We start from the raw sequence: 17,414 nt of genomic DNA on the forward strand, positions 1-17,414 counted from the left end.
CGCACACGCACCGGCCTACGGCGCCGAGCAGCCCGGCTACGCCTCGGACCAGCAGCAGGCGCCCCGGGACCCTTACGCGGTCCCGGCCACCCCGGCGTACGCCACCGGCGGCCAGCCGCCGCAGACCCAGCCCGGTTACGGCGGGGGCGGCCCGGAGGGCCCGGTGTGGGGCGCGCCCGTGCCGGTGCCGCCGGACGGCGGCCGCAAGCGCCGCGGCTTCGGCGGCCTGGTCGCCGCGGTATTGGTGGCGGCGCTCGTCGCCGGCGGTGTCGGCGGCGGCATCGGCTACTGGGCGGCCGAGCACAACGACAACGACACGACGTCCTCCACCACCGTCTCCGACACCGGCAGCCAGAAGGCGCTCAACCGGGCGCCCACCTCGGTGGCCGGCATCGCCAACAAGGCGCTGCCGCGCGTGGTCACCATCAAGGCCAGCGGCAGCCAGGAGAGCGGCACGGGCACCGGTTTCGTCTACGACACCGAGGGCCACATCCTCACCAACAACCACGTGGTGGCCCCCGCGGCCAACGGCGGCAAGCTGACGGTGACCTTCTCCAACGGCAAGACGTACGACGCCACCGTCGTGGGCCGCGCCCAGGGCTACGACGTGGCAGTGGTCAAGCTCAAGGACGCCTCGGGCGTCACGCTCACCCCGCTGCCGCTGGGCAACTCCGACCAGGCCGCGGTCGGCGACGCCACCATCGCGATCGGCGCGCCCTTCGGCCTGTCGGGCACGGTGACCACGGGCATCGTCAGCGCGGTCCACCGCCCGGTGGCCTCCAGCGACGGCCAGGGCTCGGCGTCCTCGTACATGAGCGCCATCCAGACCGACGCGTCGATCAACCCAGGCAACTCCGGCGGCCCGCTGCTCAACGCGAACGGCGCCGTCATCGGCATCAACTCCGCGATCCAGCCCGGCGGCGCCACCCAGCCCGGCAGCCAGGGCGGCAGCGTCGGCCTCGGCTTCGCCATCCCGATCAACCAGGCCAAGCGCGTCGCCGACGAGCTCATCAAGACCGGCCAGCCGGTCTACCCGGTCATGCAGGTCAGCCTGGACGGCCAGTACCAGGGCGACGGCGCCAAGATCGGCGCGACCAGCGACTCCGTCCAGGCCGGCGGCCCCGGTGCGCTGGCCGGCCTCAAGCCCGGTGATGTGATCACCAAGTTCGACAACACGATCGTCGACAGCGACGAGACCCTGATCGGCGAGATCTGGCAGCACCAGCCCAAGGACAAGGTCACCGTCGTCTACACCCGCAACGGCACCGCCCACACCACCACGGTCACCCTCGGCGCCCGCAACGGCGACTCCCCCCAGTAAGCTGTCCCCCGCACGCCCAGGACCCCACCCGGGGTCCCCCGGCGCTGCGGGGAGGCTTGCCCGAGCGGCCGAAGGGAACGGTCTTGAAAACCGTCGTGGCAGCGATGTCACCGTGGGTTCAAATCCCACAGCCTCCGCGTAAGTAGTGAACGTGNGGGGCCCGCGACGGTGAAGGCGAGGCAGGCGGCGAGCGCGCCGAGCAGCGCGGTGGGGGGGGGGGGGGGGGGGGGGGGCGGGAGGGGGGGGGCCCCCCCCCCCCCCCCCCCGGCACGTGCGTCCCGCCTGTGTGCCACCGAATCCCGCTGATGACCAGCGCGTGTGGTCAACCTGTGGTCAGGTTTCGCGGGTGCGGCCCAGGGCTACGCTCTGCTATCCCTGCTGGTCGGCGAGAGCCTTGCTGATCAGTTCGTTGGCCCGATGCTGAACGCCGCGGAGGATCTTCGCGTAGAAGCGGAAGAGGACGGCGACGCTGTGCCCGGCCCGCCGGGCGGCTTCCACGGGGTCCACGCCCGCCTTGATCCACAGGGATATGCCGGCCTGGCGCAGGCAGTACGGCACGTCGGCGAGCGGGGTCGCCACCTCTTCGACGGAGAGCACCTTCTCGCGTGCCGCCTGCCACAGCTCGGTGTACTCGGTGGAGCGGACGCGTCCGCCGCCGGCGGCGCGGAAGAGACGTCCGTCGGCTGCGGTGCCGTAGACCTTCATATGCTGGCGCAGCATACGGACGAGGACCGGCGGGATCGGCACCGATCTGGTTGCCTTGCGTGCCCGCCGTTTGAGTCCGCGCTTTTCATACGGCTTCCCGTCGTCGGTCCAGCCTGACCCGACTTCCGGCCGGGATTCGGCGAGGACGAGTTCTCCCCAGGCCTCCTCATCACCCTCGTCCGGCAGGACGCACGATCTCTTGCCGAGCGCGGCGGCTTCGGAGGGGCGCATGGCGGCGTAGTAGAGACAGCCGAAGAAGGCTTCCAGGTGTTCTCCGCGGGTGCCCTGCAACCCGACGGCCCGGATAAGGGCGCGGGCAAGATCCGGCTCCGGCACGTGGCGGAAGTCGACCTCGTCGTCGGTGTCCGGCGGATCCCAGTCAATACGGGACAGCGGGTTCACGGTGAGCAAGTCGCGTTCGACGGCGTAGCGCAGGGCGTTGTTCAGCGTGGTCCGCCTGCGCCGGAAGGTATTGTCCGCTGCGGCCGTACCGTCGAGTTTGAGTGACAGTGCGGTCAGCGCGGCCCGCATCCTCTCCGAGGTGCCTAACTCCGCTACCTTGAGGGAGTTTTTAGCGACCCAGGCCAGGGCCGCCGACTCTTCGTCGGGTACGGCTTGGACGTCCTTCCGCGCGGCCACGCCCGTTTCTGTGCAACACATCTGGAAGGCCCATGTGCGCAGCGCCTTCCTGAGGAGCACGCGATCCGGCATCGTCTTGTCGGAAGAGACGAGAACGAGGGTCACTATGGTCAGGGATTCCGCGATGCCGGCGCGGTGCTTGGCAGCGGCTCGCGGCCACTTCATGAGGGCGTAGGCGCAAGCGTGGTCGTACCAGGTTGGCGATGTCCGCTCACGTAACTCACTCGCGGGCAGGCCCGTCTCAGTGTCGAACTGCTCGCCGCGTCGAACGGCGGACATGAGCTCCGAGCGTCTGCCGTCTGCGAGCGGGGAGTTGGCGAAGACTTCGTAGTGGATCTCAGGACCTACGCGCCAACGCAGTTGGAAGGGCGAACTCTTGCTCGGGCGGCTCCGGACGCTCCAGATCCGCACGTCGTAGGTCAACATGTGGCTCCTCCGCCCGGGCGCGCGCCACGTGGACGCGCACCCGGGATCTGGGTTCAGTCGGATAGGTCCTGGCAGTTGGTCGCCCACCAGGAGTCGAGGTCGCTGCGACGCACGCGGATCTGACCATTGGGGAGGCGGACGCACTTGGGCGCCTTGCCGCGGGCGCGCATCCGGTAGAAGGCCGAGCGGGACATGCCGATCTCGTCGAGGACGTCGGGCAGCTTGAGGCTCGGCTGATGGACAGGCGGCCTTGGGCCGCCGGGCCTGCGGCTGCCCCGGGGCGGCGGGGGTGTGCTGTGGGCCATGCTGGTGGCACCTCCTGTGCCTTCGGTGGGACGGAGGGCCGGAGCAGCGGGCGTCCTTGGCCGGTTGGCCGCTGCTCCGGGCGGGGTCAGGCGGGCGGGTCGGTCTCGGGTGTCACCGTGGTCGTGGCGACCAGGGAGACGACGCCGTCCGGGTCGCCCTCGAAGACGGTCTCCATCCACTCCCAGGTCTGTTCGGCGCCGAGGGGAGTGAAGCCGAGGGAGCGGAGTGCGGCGGCGCGGTCGTTGAGGGTCGGGATGCCGGCGGCGATCGGGAACGGGACGTGCGGCCAGCGGGCTTCGTCGGGCAGTGCGACGAAGATCTGCCATTCGGTGCCGTCCCAGGAGTGGATCATGTGGGCGCGCAGCGGGGCCTGTTGTGTCATGGGTCAGCTCGCGTGCAGGAAGCCGTGGGTTTCGGCGTGGCGTATGAGGTGGCGGAGGGCGCGTTCGGCGCATTCGCCGTATGCGTAGGCCGTGTTGGCGAGGGCGGCGGGGTCGTCCTCCTGGGCACAGGCCAGGAGCCGGGCGCGGAGGTCGGCGAGGTCGCGGGCGCCGGCTGCGGTGGTGAGGGACTGGCTCAGGTCCGGTAGGTCGGCGGGGTCGAGGACGTACAGGCCGTTACGGTCGCGCGGGAGTTCGACGTGACGGGGGCGGTCGCTGCGGAGGACGGCTTGAACCGCGGCGGCGGTGCCGTGGGCGTAGCCGAGGGCGGCGTTCTCGTACAGCTCGGCGGTGTGGTGTTCGAGGACCATGTAGAGGTCGCTGAGCTGCCAGAGGGCTTCGTCGTGCGGGCGTACGGGCTCGGCGCCAGTGGTGGTGACGCGGCCGGGCACGGAGACGATGCGGGCCGGGTCGGTGGTGCGGGCGGTGAGTTGGGCATGCTGGTGGGCGGCGCGAAGTTGGCGGGCGGCGGCGCCGAGGGCGTACACGCTGTCGGTGAGGCTGAGGTGCCAGGCCGGGGCGGTGTCGGGCATGGGGGTCCTCCGTTGCTTGGTGGGGGTCAGGCCAGGCTTCGCAGGGCGGCGGGGAGGTCGCCGTCGAGGGCGGCGAGGCGCTGTTCGATCGCCTGCCAGGAGTCGGTGTCGATGGCCATCAACCCGGCTATGGCGGTGGCGCTTTGGCCGAGCTGGAGAGCGGTGAGGATGTCGCGGACCTCGGCGGCGGCCATGAGGGAGATCCGGGGCGGTGTGGTGGGCATGGTGGCTCCTGTCGGGTCAGTTGCCGGAGGTGGGGATGGCGTCGCGAAGCGCGGACATGATCTGGTCGATGGACGGCGCGGCGCTGGTGCGGGCGAGGTAGAAGCCGAAGAGCAGGGCGACGATCGCGGCTCCGGCGCCGACAACGCGGTAGCGCATGAGGAGCGCCAGGAGGGCGCCGAACAGGACGATCGCCGAGATGCTGAATGCCATGGCGGTGCCTTTCTTGACGGTCAGCGGGTGCCCTCGCGGTGGAGGCGGGTGGCGGCGTTGTAGAGGTGTCGGCCGACGCGGACGCGCTGTCCGTATCCCTTGCAGCGGCGGCACTCCCGGCCGCGGATGATCCGGCCGCGCCGGTTCTGCCGCACCTTGAAGCCGAACCCGCCGCACCTGCGGCAGACTCCGAGCGGGCTGACCGCGCAGAGAGCCGCGTAACAGAGCGTCGCCACGATGGCGAGGGCTATAGCGGAGACGAGCGGAGACATGAGAGCCCCTTCCAGGGCGGAAAGAGGGTGCGTGAAATGAGCCGCGCTAGTGACTAGTTGGCTGCTCAGGAGTGCTCTTTGGTGCTAGCGGGGGTGCTAGGTCTAGCGGGTGCCGGCGCTAGGCCACACGGCTAGGCGGCGGCGGTGCCGTCGTCACGACGGGTGATGGCGTCGAGTACGTCGGCCCGCCGGACTCCGCGGCGGTTGGCACCCTTGCCGTCCTCCGTCGTGCCCCAGACTTGGACCGTGCGGATGCCGTACGGCTTGAGCGCGGCGGCCAGTTGCTCAGGGCTCCAATGGCTGTAGACGTCCGGGCGGAGTTCGGTGAGGCGGGCGATGACGTCCTCGCTCCACGCTTTCGCCTTGCCGGACGGCAGTGCAGCGGCGACGTCGGCGAGGAGGTCGTACGACGCGGACGCGTCGGGCTCGGGTCGCTCGCCCACGGCGTGACCGGTGAGCAGGCCGGCCTGCTGGCGCAGGGCGCGGACGCGCAGGGCCAAGGCGTCGGCAGTCGGTGCGTTGACCTCGACACAGCGCACGATGCGGGCGTCGGCACCCTCTCCGACGAACCAGGCAATGCCTTTGTCGCCCCACGCGAGCGTGTTGGCCCGGATGCCGCGCTTGTACGAGCCGGTGCCGAGAACCATGTCGTTCTCGATCTGGCCCATGATCTTGAGGCACCAACGGACCGTGGCGTTCGCGGAGATGCCAGTCGGCAGCGACTTCGAGTCGGGCCGCTGGGTGGCCAGGAGCAGCGTGATCCCCAGCGCCGGGCCGCGCTTGACCAGGTCGGTGCAGTGCTCTTCGAACTCGGCGCCGCACTTGAGGTGTTCGAACCACTTCTGGCACTCGTCAGCCCCGACGATGATCGGGTGCAGGCCGAGTTTGCGCATGTCCGCGAGGGCGGAGGTGACCTTGGACTCCGGACACAGGCCCTTGGGCAACTCGCGAATGACCTTCGCCCGCCGTCGCAACTCGGTCCGCAGCTCGCGCAGATCGGCGAGGGCGTACGCGATGTCCTCGTCCTCCTCGCCCGCCCGGTAGCGGTGAGCGACGTGCGCGAGCGCGGACAGGTCACCCGTGCCCTTGAGGTCGTACGCGTGGATCTCGGCCCGCAGGTCCATGCAGGCGATGAGCAGGACGAGCCGGAGCAGGAACGTCTTGCCCATCCGCGGCACGGCCCCGACGATCCCGGAGACGTACATCAGCGACTGCGACACCCATCGCCCGCGCTGGTCGGTCGCGAACGGTTGTGCCTTGAACAGGTCCAGCGGCTTGGCGTCCAGCAGCGCCCACTGCGGTTGCCGGGTCCGGGACATGTCCTGGTCGCCGACCCAGAGGCGAAGCCGTCCGGTGTGCTCGTCAGGCTCGGCCTCCGGCCATACGCAGCCGAGCGGGCGCCGCAGCCCGGACGCCAGCCGTTCGCGGCGGTCGATCACGTCGGCGACGGTGACGCCGTACGGGAGGTCGCCCTCCGCGAGCCAGCCGGGGCCGTCGCGGGTGATGGGCGCGGTGAAGGCGAAACCGGGGCCGCCCTTGGACTGCGCCTGGTTGATCGCGGGGATGCCGAGCGCACCGAGGGCTCGCAGAACGATGTCGCTGGTGAGCTTGGTGGCCTTCGGGATCTCCACAGCCCTGTGGATAACCGGATCATCGGCCGGCTGCCCGAGTCTGCCGAGCCCCATGACCGCTACGGCGGCGGACACGGCGAGCATCCAGGCTGGGGCGAGGACGTACGCCACCAGCGCGGCGACCGGCCCGAGGAAGGACGCGGCGACGCCGACGACCGTACGCCACCGCACCCGGCGGTCGCGCTGGCGCGACAGTTTCAGGTACTCCTCGATGTCCTCGCGGGTGGCCGCTGCCTGCCGCAGCGGCTCCCCCTCGGCGTCGACCAGCCAGCGCAAGACGCCGCCGACGAAGCGGGCGGCACCTCGGGGCGCGCGGAGCGTGAGCTGCAGGGCGTACCAGGGCGCGCGGGCCAGGTGGTACGCGCTGACGTGTCCGGCGTACGCGGTGACGCCCCTCGCGGCGGACTCGAACTCCTGCCGCGACCGCGCCCACGCCGGGACGACCGGCCGCCGCTTCGCGAGGCGTACACGGGCCAGCAGGCCGGGTCCGGTCGGCTCGGAGGCGGGCTTGTCGACCATGGGCGGAGTGCCAGGGCCGGTCGGTACCTCGTCCGGGTGCGGTAATGGACCGCGCCCCGGGTCGTCATGCCTGTCGTGCTTCACTGGCAGTTCCTTCCTTTGCGGGAGGTGTGCCGGGGCCTGGCCCTACCCGCCAAAGCAGCGGTCAGGCCCCGGTGTTGGAGTGGGCGGTGTTCACCGGACGCGGGCCGCGTTCGGTGTCGAGCCGTACGAACACGGTGTGGACGTAGCTCGGCGCGCGGGTCGCCCGCCGGGCTGTTTCGCGGACGGTGAGGCCGTCGGCCCAGCCGGCTTCGATGGCGGCCAGGGCGTCGGCGGTGTTGAGCTTGAGTTGGGGCTGTTCGGGTGATCGGGCGGTGGCGTTCACCGGCGGGAGGTCGGTGAACAGCGGTCGCGGGTAGGAGCGGATGGTGGCCGTCGCACGGGTCATCTGGTCGCGGGCCTGGTCCGCCAGCGCGGACGCGGTTGGGCCGTGCGCCAACTCGGTCCACGGCGAGGGAAGATCGATTACCGCGAGTGCGGCGGCACTACGCCGGGCGGCGAGTTGGCTCAGTAGCTTGCGGCGCTGGTCGCGGTTGTCGCCGACTGATGCGCGAGCAACGGCGACCGATAGACGACGGGTGATCCGCCGCCCCCGTCGCCTGTCCCGGCGCTCCGGGCTGATCTCCGCGAGGCGCGCGGCCAGGGCAACGGCTCGTACGGTCGCCCGGTCGCGGGTGATCTGGGCCGCGTCCCGGTGCCGTTCGGCGATGCCGAGCCGGGAGAGCAGGCGTTCGCGCAACTCCCGTGTCAGCAAGGCCCCGAAGCCGCGTGTGGATGCATCGGGGGTGTGGTGCCGTAACTCGATGCCCATCGCGAGGTGCCAGAGCATCGCCGCCATGACCGGACCGACGAAGGCGCGTACGGTGCCGCCGACCGGACCCGACTCGGCGTACGCCGGGATGATCTGGACCGACGTGATCGCCCAGACCAGCAGCCCCGGGACGCCGGGGGCGGCGTTCGGCCCGTTGAGGTTCTGCCGAGCCGTGAGTGCCGTGGCGAAGAGCGCGAGTTCGGCGGCACCGAACATGGCCGCGCGTTCAGCCGTACCGGCCATGTCGAGGTAGTCGGCGGCGAACCGCCACGACGTGTCGGCGCTGTATGCCGTGCACCCAACTGCCGCGAGAGCGGAGACCCTTACGGCGGGCGTGCCGCGCCTCAACTGCCTTACGGCGTAGAGAACGACGCAGGCAGCGGCGATCGTAGCGCCGACGTACGCGAGGGCTGTGTTCATGACGCCACCCCCGCACCGCGGTTGCCCCGCAACAGCGCGGCCCCGCTGAGCCGTACGGCGTGCAACGCGTCCTGCATGACGAAGTCGTCGTGCTCGACCTCTTCCAGCAGCTCGGCGAGGACGTCGCGGGTGGCGGTCAGGCGGGCAGTGCGGTGCTCGGCGGACTCGCCGGGGCGGCCGAGGAAGAGGTCGCGGAAGTCCTCCGTGATCTCGGGTAAGCCGGGGCCGCCGGGTGCGGGATGGCGACCGGTGGATGGAGGCATGGCCTCTCCTGAGTCCTGAATGGACGGGTGATCCGGCGGGCGTGTGGGTCGCCGGGTGGTGCGTTCAGGCGCGCTAGGGAGTTCGCAAGCAACTGGCGCTTCCCTCCGCCCCCTGTTGCGGGGCCATCCGGGCGCTGTCACGTATCCCTCTTCAAGAGATCCTGTCCTCAGGTCCTCTTTAGGAGTAACGAGACTATGGCGCACTTGCTCTCACTCGTCAAGACCTCTTGAGGACTTGTATGCTGGGGCCGCCCGACGATCAGGACGGTGGCGCACATGGCCAAGGCATACGAGCGGATCGCAGACGACCTACGCGACCGCATCCGCGCAGGTGAGTTGGCCCCCGGCGACCAACTCCTCTCAGAGACCGCCCTCGTGGACAAGTACGGGAAGAGCCTCCCGACGCTGCGCCAGGCGCTGGGATTGCTCCAAGCCGAAGGGCTGATCGAGAAGCATCACGGACGCGGCAACTTCGTCCGGCAGCCGCGTACGCCCGTGCAGCGGACGAACCTCCGCCACCAGTGGGAGAAGGACCGCGCCCGCGAGCCCGAAGAGCGCCGCAAGCAGACCGGTGCCACCGAGCACGACACAGGGCTCGACGTGGGCGACCTGGTATTCCACGCGGCATACGACCAGGTCGAAGCGGGCGAAGAACTGGCCGGGATCTTCGGCGTACCGGTCGGCACGGTCATGGTGGAGCGCACCTACCGCACTCGCTACCAGGCCGAGCAATACCCGTTCAGCCTGGTCGACTCCTACCTCGTGCGGGACGTGGTCGGGGTGAACCCCGATCTCCTGGACGCCGCCAACGAGCCGTGGCCCGGCGGTACGCAGAGCCAGCTCCACACGGTCGGCATCGAGTTGGGCCGGATCGAGGAGCGCGTCGTGGCCCGCCCGCCGGCGGCGGAGGAGGCCGAGGAACTGGGCCTACCGCCGGGTACGTCGCTGATCGTCCTCGGCAAGACGTCGTACGACACCGCCGGGCGCGTTGTCGAGCACTCCTTCGTCCGTCTGCCGGGCGACCGCACGGTAATGACCTTCACCACCAACCTGGAAAGGTGGTGATCGGCGTGCCGGTCCGCCGCATCGACGTCATCACGGCTGTTCACGCGCCCTCGGCGCGCTTCCTCGCGGACGCGTACAAGTCGCTCTGCGCGCAGGAGTTGCCGGACGGCTGGGAGTGGCACTGGATTGTCCAGGAGGACGGCTTCGGCGACGCTGTACGCCCCCACGTCCCCGACGACCCCCGGGTGAGCTTCTCCCAGGGGCGCCCCGGCGGACCGGGCGTGGCCCGCACGATGGCGCTTGCGCGCGCGGCCGGCCCGTACGTCAAAGTCCTCGACGCCGACGACCAGTTGACCCCGGGTGCCCTCGCCCGCGACCTGGCCATCCTGGAAGCCGACCCAGCTCTCGGCTGGGCGACCTCCCGCGTCGTGGACCTGCTCCCCGACGGCTCGACGGCCGGCTTCGACGCAGACCCGGAGGACGGTCCCCTCGCGAGGGGCGTCGTCTTCGACTTCTGGAAGGCCAACGGCTACCGTGCCCAGGTCCACCCGGCGACCCTCTTCATCCGCCGCGACCTCCTCCTGGCCCTAGGCGGCTGGATGGCCCTCCCGGCATCCGAGGACACCGGCCTCCTCCTGGCCCTCAACGCCGTATCGCCCGGCTACTTCACCCGCGAATACGGCCTCCTCTACCGCAAGTGGGAGGGCCAGACCACGGCCCAGACCACCCACACCGACGAGGCTGAACGCGACGCGCGCATGGCCGTAGTGGAAGGAAGAGTAGAAGCTCTGACCGACTACGCATGGAAACATCTGGATTGAGTGGATACTACCCGCGAACATGAGGTGACGAATGCCTGACTTGATTTACGTGTCTGAGCGTAAAATTTATGGGCGTCTAGGGATGCGAGCCGCCGCCCAGAGGGGCATACAGGGAACGATAAAGATCCCTCAGTTCGCGGATGTAACAAGCTCGGCAACCTGGAATGATTCGGAGTCATCGGCGTCTCATGCGTTGGTTGAAAAAGCTAGGCAAAAGATCGAGCGAGAACTGTTTCCCGTTGACTTAACCGAGACGAACCTGCTTCCCAATCAGTGGATAAGATTCGACCTGGCAATGGCACAGGTTGCAGTGCACGAGGATAGTGGTCGACCGCCTGAGGACGTCGCTCTATTCGTGGGGAGCGTGTCAGATTCTTCAGTTGAGCGGGCGCGTGATATACGGGTATTACTGTGCGGATCCGTTCGTCATCTACGCACTCACGCGATATCAGGTGGTCGGATGGGATCGGATACCACCTGGCTTCACGACATGATCCTAGAAGTGGAAGATCGAGAAGAGAGTGGCGTAAATGTAATCCCGGAGTTTCTGGGCGAGATCCTGCCGATCCGTAAGAGTCAGCGGCTGATGGAATCGACGGTGCAGGGTCTCTATGGGTGGCTTGATCGTCGTTACCCACTTTCGACGCGCGGTCGGCTCCGCGGTCACGCCGTCGTGCTTATGGACATTGATGACTCTTCGTGGGTCGATCGACTTGTAGTAGCTACTCCCCTGTATGTCGAGGCGCTGCCCAAGGAAACCTCTGATTCCCGATCCCGGAGGTCCATCTGGAATCGAAACTCTGGCGGGGGAACGCTATAGCCGGCACGTTATGGTGCCATCAAGTCGGCCCGCACCTGCGTCTTGATCTCGTGAATGATTGAAAATAGCTCATCGCGGAGCTCCCAGGCGCGCTGGTCGATAATTACTCCTTTAGTCGGCCCTGCCTCATCTGGTTGGCGCCCTATAATGGAAGTCACACGTGAGGCGAAATTTGCGTACGGTGCTTCAAATTTCGTTATAAGCTTCCTTACTTCACTGCTCCAGTAGAACTCCGATGCGGCCAAGGAAACCGGTGGAGTGATCACATCCCACGGGCGGTCCCCCATGAGAGCGCGAGCCTTGTTTCGCACTTGAAGGCGAGAAGTTGTAGCTCCCGCATTTATTTCACCGATGGTTCGTTCGAGGGTATGTAGCCACACGCCGAGATTTTCGTAGCTCTTCTTTAATTCCTCGCGGGTCCGGCGTCTTTGGTCAGCCAAAAACTGGAGCTCGTACTGCCGCTCAAATAGTTGTTTGCTTGTCTCGAAGTGTCGCTCAATCATGGCTACGTCGTGTACTGTTCCGCGGGCTGAGAGTATGTAACCGAGGCGAGTGCCGATAGTAAGAGCGAGGAGCGCTGTGGCCAGATTGACTATGACGGATACATTGTCATTTGACATGGGGATCCTAGTTTTTTCCTTCGATGCCTTGGGTGAGCATCCTGCTGCGTAGGTTAGGAATTCACAGGAACTTCGTAAACAATCTCGCAAAGGCCGGCGGGGACGACGATGTCCGCAGACTCGACGGGGCGGCCGTCTTCGGCGTAGTAGGTGCGCACGATGTGCGTGACCAGCGTGCCCTTCTGGACGCCCAGGAGCGTGGCCTCCTCCAGGCTCGCCGTCCGTGGCTCGGGCCGCTCCACCGCCCGCGTGACGGTGACGCCGATCTCCGCCATCCGGCGGACGACGCCCACGCCCGCGTGCGGGCCGGCTTCCGGGAGGACGACGAGCGTGCCGGCCGTCAGGGCGTAGGGCTCCCAGCTGGTCGAGAGCTGGACCGGCTTGCCGTCGGCGAGGAATTCGTAGGCCGTGCGCACGCACAAGTCGCCCTCAGCGAGACCGAGCCGGGCGGCGATGTCAGCCGGGGCCGGCACCTTCGCGTCGGTCCGGCTCTCCCACGACCCGCGCCGCCCGAGTGCTGCCATGTCCGCGGCGAAGGGCGAACCGCCCGCCTGCTCACGGTAGATGGACCGCACCATCCGCAGCCGCTCGCGCGGCTCAGCGACGTACGTACCCGAACCCGCCCGGCCCTCCAAGGTGCCCAGGGAGATCAGCAACTCCTGCGCCCGCCGGATGACGTTCTCGCCGACCCCGTACGCCTGGCCAAGCTCGGCGCGGGACGGCAGCCGGTCGCCTGGCGACCATTCGTGGCTCGCGATGCGCTCGCGCAGCACGTCGGCGACGCGGAGATACGGCGGCTGATCAGGCATGTGGACAATCTAGTCCACTAGCTCTAATCTAGTTAACTAGCATCACTGAGGGTGCTCACTTGGCAACGGAGGACGCCTTGTGCCGCCACGCGACGCCCGCATCGCGGACCTCTCCGCGCGCCTTACCGCCGCAGGCCTGGCGCCTGAGCAGAAGGAGTATGCCGACCGCACGCTCGTCGAGGCGCAGGTCCCGGACGAGTTTGCGGAAGAGAACTGGCCCGAGGTCCTCGCAGCGCTGGGAACAGCCGATTCGTTCGGCTCCACCGACCGCGGCGAGGCAGGCCGGTACCTCTGGGCCGCCTTCCACCGCACGAAACAGTCGTAGGAGATGACCACCGTGCTCCACCGCATCCGAAGAGCCGCGGACTGGTTCGTCCAGCAGCTCTTCCCCACTACAGCCGGCACCCCCCAACGCCCGCCGACCACAGCGCCATTCGGCCTGGCAGCCAGTACCCCGGCTCGACGGACGTTACGGTTCCACGCGCCGGCGCCGCACTTCTGGACGGACGAGGGGCCGTTGCTGCGCCCGTACGTCCTGAGCGCCGAGGAGTGGACCCGGCGCCGACGTGAGAGCCGGGCGAGGGCGGTGATCTGCCCCTCATGACCGCCCGCCACGAGCAGGTGGCCGACGACCTGCGCCGATTGATCACCGCGGGCACTTTCGCGGTCGGCGACCGCCTGCCACCCGAGACCCGGCTCGCCGGCCGGTACGGCGTCAGCACGCCGACGCTCCGTGACGCGCTGGAAGTCCTGCGCGCAGAGGGCCTCATCGCCAAATTCCAGGGCCGCGGCAACTTCGTTCGCCAACCGCCCGAGCGGCTCACGTACCCGAACAGCGCCATAGCCCTTCGCATGACGACCAGTTCCGCCGACGCCACAGCAACAGGTCATCTGGCCAGAAGGCTTGGCACGCCGGAGGGCGCACCGCTTACCGAGTACGTGTGCCTGAGCCATCGCGACGACTCGCCGCAGGTCCTCACGCACGTCTATGTCCCTCGTACCGCCTCACCGTTGCCCGCAGCCTCCCCCTGGGGAGACGACCTGGTCACCGCCACTGCCGCACCCGCGACGACCAGTAACGACCAGGTCACCGCGCGGTTTCCCACCTCCGTGGAAGCGCAGTCGCTGCGCATCAGCACCCGCACGCCCGTCCTCGCGATCGAGCGCACCTTCACCACCGCTGACGGCCGGGCCGTCGCGTACGCGCTCCTCGTCCTTCCCGGCGATCGGGCGGAAGTCGCCCTCGCCATCCCCATCGACTCCGACCAGGAAGCTCAGCAATGACCGAAGTCCCGGAGACCCATCCCTACGAGCCACCCGAAACGCGAATCGCCCCTGTTACGTCGCTGCGCCTTCTGCCCTGGCAAGGTCCCGACGGACGCCCCGCCATCCTGAACGGCGACGGAGGGTACGTCTCCCGTCTCGCCGACCAGGTCGAGGAGGCGCAACTCGGCTCGGCCCGAGCCGTATTCGACCTCGCCCCTGTCGTTCTGGACAACATCGGAGCCAGCACTAAGGAGGTACGTTTCGCGGCGCGACGGCTCCGCGAATCTCTCGGTGACGTGCTGAGGCTCGCCGAGTGCCGGCGCGCGTGTGGTGCCGCACAGGCCCGAAAGTTCACGTCGCCACACGTGAAGCGGTGGACCTACAACACCCGTTGCGTCAGCGAGGCACGCCACGAACTGCGCCGCGTACTCGACGCATGGGGCCTGGACGACCTGGCCGACCGCGCAGAACTCGTCCTCTCCGAGCTGCTCACCAACGCTGTCCGCCACACCGTCCCCCCTCCCGACTGCGAGATCGAGACGCGGTACGAGCTGCTGCCGGCCGGCGTACGCATCGAGGTCCACGACGCCGACGAGACCCGGCCGGCGGCGCAGATCCCGTCGGCGGAAGAGGAGAGCGGGCGTGGCCTCGCCCTTGTCGACGCGCTGACCGGTGCGCGCTGGGGAGTCGGAGATCGGATGGGCATCGGAAAGCTGGTATGGGCAGTGCTGGAACGGGACGCCGACGAAGCGCCGTCCCCGCGCAAGGAGGAGATCGGGAAGTGAACAAGGCCCTGACCTGGACCATAGCCACGACGACCGGTGACACGGTCACCGGCTATCTGCCGACCTGGGCGGACGACGATCCGACCGCCACGGACGTGCCCCCCGATCAACTCCCCGTATCGCTCGCCGACGTCAGCCACCGAGCTGACTTCGACGGCCAACTCCTCGCCGTCCACAACCCCGCGTCGCCGAACGGCATCAGCGAGGGGACGGAGGAGCGTGTCCTGTGTGGCGTTCTGGTCTGCGACCCCTACGCCGAAAGTCCGGACCCGCGCGTCCCCGTCGTCAACGTGGCCATCGTTGACGACTACTGGATCAACCACCTCGACCCGGACGGCCTCGCCGAGGTCGTCGCCAAGCTACGAGCCCAGGCGGATCGCCTCGACCACGAGATACGTCCCCAACTCGTCGCCGCCCGAGCCGATTGGGCTGCTCGCCACACGGCCTGAACGCACCGCTCCCTCCGCCTGCCGCGCACCCCGCGCGACGTCGGAGGGTGCAGTGCGTTCAGGCGTCGGTGCCTACGGCAGCGTCTCGGCGTCGACCCGCGAGAAGATGAGGTCGCTCTCGCCGTCGACCGGCCCGCGCCAGCGGATCGGCACTGCGGCCGGACCGCGAAGAGCCGTGGGATACGTAGCTGCCGCGTACTCGTTCGCCAGTCGATAGACGTGGAAGCCACGCTCCCGCATCGTGTCCAGCAGCTCTTCGACCGAGTCGCCGAGTTGAGCCATACGGTCGGGTGTCACCTCGACGGTGACCTCGGCGTCGGGGCGTAGCCGGTCCAGCAGCGGGGCCATGCCGCGTACGACGCTGCCCTCCGCGCCCTCCACGTCCACCTTGATGACGCGGGCCTTCGCGATCTCGTCCTCTTCGAGCACATCCGGCAGCGGGAAGGCCTCTATGTCGAAGGTCGACTCCACCGGCCCGTCCCACGGGACGATGCTGTTCGCGCCCATGTTCGCGGAGCTGGAGAGGATGAAGGTCAGCGTCTGCTGCTTGTCGGAGACCGCGGTCTGGGCGATGCGGATGTTCTCGCAGCCGTTGAGGGTGGCATTCTGCGCCAGCAGCCGCGTGAAGTCCTGCGACGCCTCGACCGCGACGACCCGTCCCTGCGGGCCGACCAGACCGGAGGCCAGCACGCTGAAATAGCCGATGTTGGCGCCGACGTCCACGAAAGTGTCCCCGGGCTTGAGTCGGCGTTGGAGCCACCGCGTCATCCGGGGCTCCCACACCCCGAACAGGTACAGGTACCGCTGGATGAGGTCCTGCGTATCGACGGCGAAGCTCGCGCCGACCGCGGTCCCGGTCACCCGCTTTCGCGGCTCGTCGCGGAGCCGCGGATTGAGGTAGCGGCCGGCCAGCGCTCCCGCGCCGAGCGCCCCGGGTGCGTTGCGCACGTACCACCGCCCCAGCGTGACCAGGGCCTCTGATGTGGGGCTGCTCATCCGATCGCCTCTCCGCCGCCTACCTCGCCGCACGGTAGCACCGAGCCCCCGTGGCCCCTCTAAAATCCTCAAGACGTCTTTACGACTCGTCGGCGGGGGATGGCCTTGGACACGTCCGATCAGCTCTTAACGATCCTGGCCGTCCTGCTCGGCGCCATGACCACGTACGTGACGAACTACTGGACCGAGCGGCAACGCATCCGCCGTGAGCTGGTGACCCGCTGGGACGGCAAGAAGCTCGACGCGTACGAGAACTACGTCGACCGCGTCCGCGCGGCCGTCTTCCTGGCGGTCGAGCTGTACGAGCACCGCGAGGGCATACGGGCGAGTGACGACCCGGAGCCGCAGCTCCGCGTCCAGCTCGTCGACGCGATCCGCCTGCAAGGCCGCGCCTTCGAGCGCATCATGCTCCTGGCCGGCGACGAGGTGATCGAGGCGGCCCACGACCTCAACGCCGCCTCCCGCGCGGTCGACTGGCAGGCGACGGGCAGGACCCCCGGCGCCCTGGACGACTGGCGCGACCGCAACCGCGCGGTCTTCGCGGCGATCAACACCTTCCACGAGGCGGCCCGTGTGGACCTCGGCGTCAGCGGCTCGGTGACGGGTGACGTCCACCCGGAGCGGGACCTGCTGCTCCCGCCAGTTCGCCAGCCCGGTGATAACTGATGCGTGGGCTCGGGGGCGAAGCTGCCCGGCAGCACGACCGAGGGGTGACCGAAATGCCGGAGTCTCGCAAAGTAAGTAAAAACCGCTCCTCCGCGTCGTAGAGTCCCTGGTCAGCTCCTGTGCTCCCCGCACCCGCGGGGCTGTTCCCACCGCGCTGAGCGGATTTGATCGAATCCGCAGGTGCTCCCCGCACCCGCGGGGCTGTTCCCCCGCTGGCGGACGCCGTGCTCCGGAGCAAGCGGTGCTCCCCGCACCCGCGGGGCTGTTCCCTCCCAGACCTGCGGCGTGATCTTTCGGTTCTCGTGCTCCCCGCACCCGCGGGGCTGTTCCCCACGGCTCCGCACCGGCCCTCTTCATCGTGTTGTGCTCCCCGCACCCGCGGGGCTGTTCCCTCCCTCGCGCTGGGCACGGGCG

The 17,414-nt window shown here is 68.8% G+C and carries 23 protein-coding genes, 1 tRNA gene and 1 CRISPR repeat array (1 of these 25 cut by a window edge); of the genes, 11 read left to right on the forward strand and 13 right to left on the reverse strand.

Annotation, left to right across the window (positions count from 1 at the left end):
• The coding region (locus V7E46_RS14000) for a S1C family serine protease (RefSeq protein ID WP_333768720.1) at window positions 1-1,321 on the forward strand (1,321 nt) is incomplete at its 5' end.
• Between the two features lie 50 nt (window positions 1,322-1,371).
• A tRNA-Ser gene (locus tag V7E46_RS14005) sits at window positions 1,372-1,458 on the forward strand.
• A 232-nt stretch (window positions 1,459-1,690) separates the two neighbouring features.
• Here the strand turns inward: V7E46_RS14005 and V7E46_RS14010 are convergent.
• The 10 genes from V7E46_RS14010 to V7E46_RS14055 form a co-directional block, all read right to left on the reverse strand.
• The gene (locus tag V7E46_RS14010) at window positions 1,691-3,091 is read right to left on the reverse strand and encodes a tyrosine-type recombinase/integrase (RefSeq protein WP_333768721.1); all 1,401 of its coding nucleotides are present in this window, start codon (window positions 3,089-3,091) and stop codon (window positions 1,691-1,693) included.
• A 53-nt stretch (window positions 3,092-3,144) separates the two neighbouring features.
• Window positions 3,145-3,312 (reverse strand): helix-turn-helix transcriptional regulator, encoded by a 168-nt coding sequence (locus V7E46_RS14015; protein WP_333768752.1) that lies wholly within the window; start codon window positions 3,310-3,312, stop codon window positions 3,145-3,147.
• 170 nt (window positions 3,313-3,482) lie between these two features.
• The gene (locus V7E46_RS14020) at window positions 3,483-3,779 is read right to left on the reverse strand and encodes a DUF6303 family protein (protein WP_333768722.1); all 297 of its coding nucleotides are present in this window, start codon (window positions 3,777-3,779) and stop codon (window positions 3,483-3,485) included.
• 3 nt (window positions 3,780-3,782) lie between these two features.
• A complete protein-coding gene (locus V7E46_RS14025; protein ID WP_333768723.1) occupies window positions 3,783-4,370 on the reverse strand; it encodes a hypothetical protein in 588 nt (195 codons plus the stop codon).
• Between the two features lie 26 nt (window positions 4,371-4,396).
• Window positions 4,397-4,594, reverse strand: coding sequence for a hypothetical protein (locus V7E46_RS14030; RefSeq protein ID WP_333768724.1), 198 nt, complete (start codon window positions 4,592-4,594; stop codon window positions 4,397-4,399).
• 16 nt (window positions 4,595-4,610) lie between these two features.
• Window positions 4,611-4,805, reverse strand: a complete 195-nt coding sequence (locus tag V7E46_RS14035; RefSeq protein WP_333768725.1) for a hypothetical protein — start codon at window positions 4,803-4,805, stop codon at window positions 4,611-4,613.
• Window positions 4,806-4,825: 20 nt separating this feature from the next.
• A complete protein-coding gene (locus V7E46_RS14040; protein WP_329177097.1) occupies window positions 4,826-5,077 on the reverse strand; it encodes a hypothetical protein in 252 nt (83 codons plus the stop codon).
• Window positions 5,078-5,208: 131 nt separating this feature from the next.
• Window positions 5,209-7,227: a cell division protein FtsK gene (locus V7E46_RS14045; RefSeq protein WP_333768726.1), complete on the reverse strand. Its 2,019-nt coding sequence runs from the start codon at window positions 7,225-7,227 to the stop codon at window positions 5,209-5,211.
• A gap of 145 nt (window positions 7,228-7,372) precedes the next feature.
• Window positions 7,373-8,500 carry a hypothetical protein gene (locus V7E46_RS14050; RefSeq protein ID WP_333768727.1) on the reverse strand — a complete coding sequence of 376 codons (1,128 nt, stop codon included), beginning with the start codon at window positions 8,498-8,500 and terminating at the stop codon, window positions 7,373-7,375.
• Window positions 8,497-8,763, reverse strand: coding sequence for a hypothetical protein (locus tag V7E46_RS14055; RefSeq protein ID WP_333768728.1), 267 nt, complete (start codon window positions 8,761-8,763; stop codon window positions 8,497-8,499). The genes V7E46_RS14050 and V7E46_RS14055 overlap by 4 nt, the downstream gene beginning before the upstream one ends.
• A gap of 276 nt (window positions 8,764-9,039) precedes the next feature.
• Between V7E46_RS14055 and V7E46_RS14060 the strand changes: the two genes are divergently transcribed.
• The 3 genes from V7E46_RS14060 to V7E46_RS33890 are packed head-to-tail and all read left to right on the forward strand — an operon-like array spanning window position 9,040 to window position 11,409.
• Complete coding sequence (locus tag V7E46_RS14060; RefSeq protein WP_333768729.1) at window positions 9,040-9,828, forward strand: GntR family transcriptional regulator; 789 nt, start codon at window positions 9,040-9,042, stop codon at window positions 9,826-9,828.
• A gap of 5 nt (window positions 9,829-9,833) precedes the next feature.
• A complete protein-coding gene (locus V7E46_RS14065) occupies window positions 9,834-10,589 on the forward strand; it encodes a glycosyltransferase family 2 protein (RefSeq protein ID WP_333768730.1) in 756 nt (251 codons plus the stop codon).
• 31 nt (window positions 10,590-10,620) lie between these two features.
• A complete protein-coding gene (locus V7E46_RS33890; RefSeq protein ID WP_443054152.1) occupies window positions 10,621-11,409 on the forward strand; it encodes an SAVMC3_10250 family protein in 789 nt (262 codons plus the stop codon).
• An 8-nt stretch (window positions 11,410-11,417) separates the two neighbouring features.
• Here V7E46_RS33890 and V7E46_RS14070 read toward each other — a convergent pair whose 3' ends face one another.
• Complete coding sequence (locus V7E46_RS14070) at window positions 11,418-11,912, reverse strand: hypothetical protein (RefSeq protein WP_333768731.1); 495 nt, start codon at window positions 11,910-11,912, stop codon at window positions 11,418-11,420.
• A 170-nt stretch (window positions 11,913-12,082) separates the two neighbouring features.
• On the reverse strand, window positions 12,083-12,838 hold the full coding sequence (locus V7E46_RS14075; RefSeq protein ID WP_333768732.1) for a GntR family transcriptional regulator: 756 nt from the start codon (window positions 12,836-12,838) through the stop codon (window positions 12,083-12,085).
• Between the two features lie 79 nt (window positions 12,839-12,917).
• Between V7E46_RS14075 and V7E46_RS14080 the strand changes: the two genes are divergently transcribed.
• The 5 genes from V7E46_RS14080 to V7E46_RS14100 are packed head-to-tail and all read left to right on the forward strand — an operon-like array spanning window position 12,918 to window position 15,338.
• Window positions 12,918-13,163, forward strand: coding sequence for a hypothetical protein (locus V7E46_RS14080; RefSeq protein WP_333768733.1), 246 nt, complete (start codon window positions 12,918-12,920; stop codon window positions 13,161-13,163).
• Window positions 13,164-13,166: 3 nt separating this feature from the next.
• Window positions 13,167-13,442: a hypothetical protein gene (locus V7E46_RS14085; protein ID WP_333768734.1), complete on the forward strand. Its 276-nt coding sequence runs from the start codon at window positions 13,167-13,169 to the stop codon at window positions 13,440-13,442.
• Window positions 13,439-14,122, forward strand: coding sequence for a GntR family transcriptional regulator (locus V7E46_RS14090; protein WP_333768735.1), 684 nt, complete (start codon window positions 13,439-13,441; stop codon window positions 14,120-14,122). The genes V7E46_RS14085 and V7E46_RS14090 overlap by 4 nt, the downstream gene beginning before the upstream one ends.
• Window positions 14,119-14,889: an ATP-binding protein gene (locus V7E46_RS14095; protein WP_333768736.1), complete on the forward strand. Its 771-nt coding sequence runs from the start codon at window positions 14,119-14,121 to the stop codon at window positions 14,887-14,889. The genes V7E46_RS14090 and V7E46_RS14095 overlap by 4 nt, the downstream gene beginning before the upstream one ends.
• The gene (locus V7E46_RS14100; protein WP_333768737.1) at window positions 14,886-15,338 is read left to right on the forward strand and encodes a DUF6907 domain-containing protein; all 453 of its coding nucleotides are present in this window, start codon (window positions 14,886-14,888) and stop codon (window positions 15,336-15,338) included. The genes V7E46_RS14095 and V7E46_RS14100 overlap by 4 nt, the downstream gene beginning before the upstream one ends.
• 72 nt (window positions 15,339-15,410) lie before the next feature.
• Here the strand turns inward: V7E46_RS14100 and V7E46_RS14105 are convergent, their stop codons facing one another.
• The gene (locus V7E46_RS14105; protein ID WP_333768738.1) at window positions 15,411-16,334 is read right to left on the reverse strand and encodes an FkbM family methyltransferase; all 924 of its coding nucleotides are present in this window, start codon (window positions 16,332-16,334) and stop codon (window positions 15,411-15,413) included.
• A 99-nt stretch (window positions 16,335-16,433) separates the two neighbouring features.
• On the opposite strand from V7E46_RS14105, the gene V7E46_RS14110 reads away from it, so the two are divergent.
• Window positions 16,434-17,000, forward strand: a complete 567-nt coding sequence (locus V7E46_RS14110; RefSeq protein ID WP_333768739.1) for a hypothetical protein — start codon at window positions 16,434-16,436, stop codon at window positions 16,998-17,000.
• A gap of 119 nt (window positions 17,001-17,119) precedes the next feature.
• Window positions 17,120-17,414: a CRISPR direct-repeat array (repeat unit 29 nt; unit sequence GTGCTCCCCGCACCCGCGGGGCTGTTCCC) (it continues 1,260 nt past the right edge of the window).

Source organism: Streptomyces sp. IBSBF 2435, assembly GCF_036815005.1.
Taxonomy (GTDB): Bacteria; Actinomycetota; Actinomycetes; order Streptomycetales; family Streptomycetaceae; genus Actinacidiphila.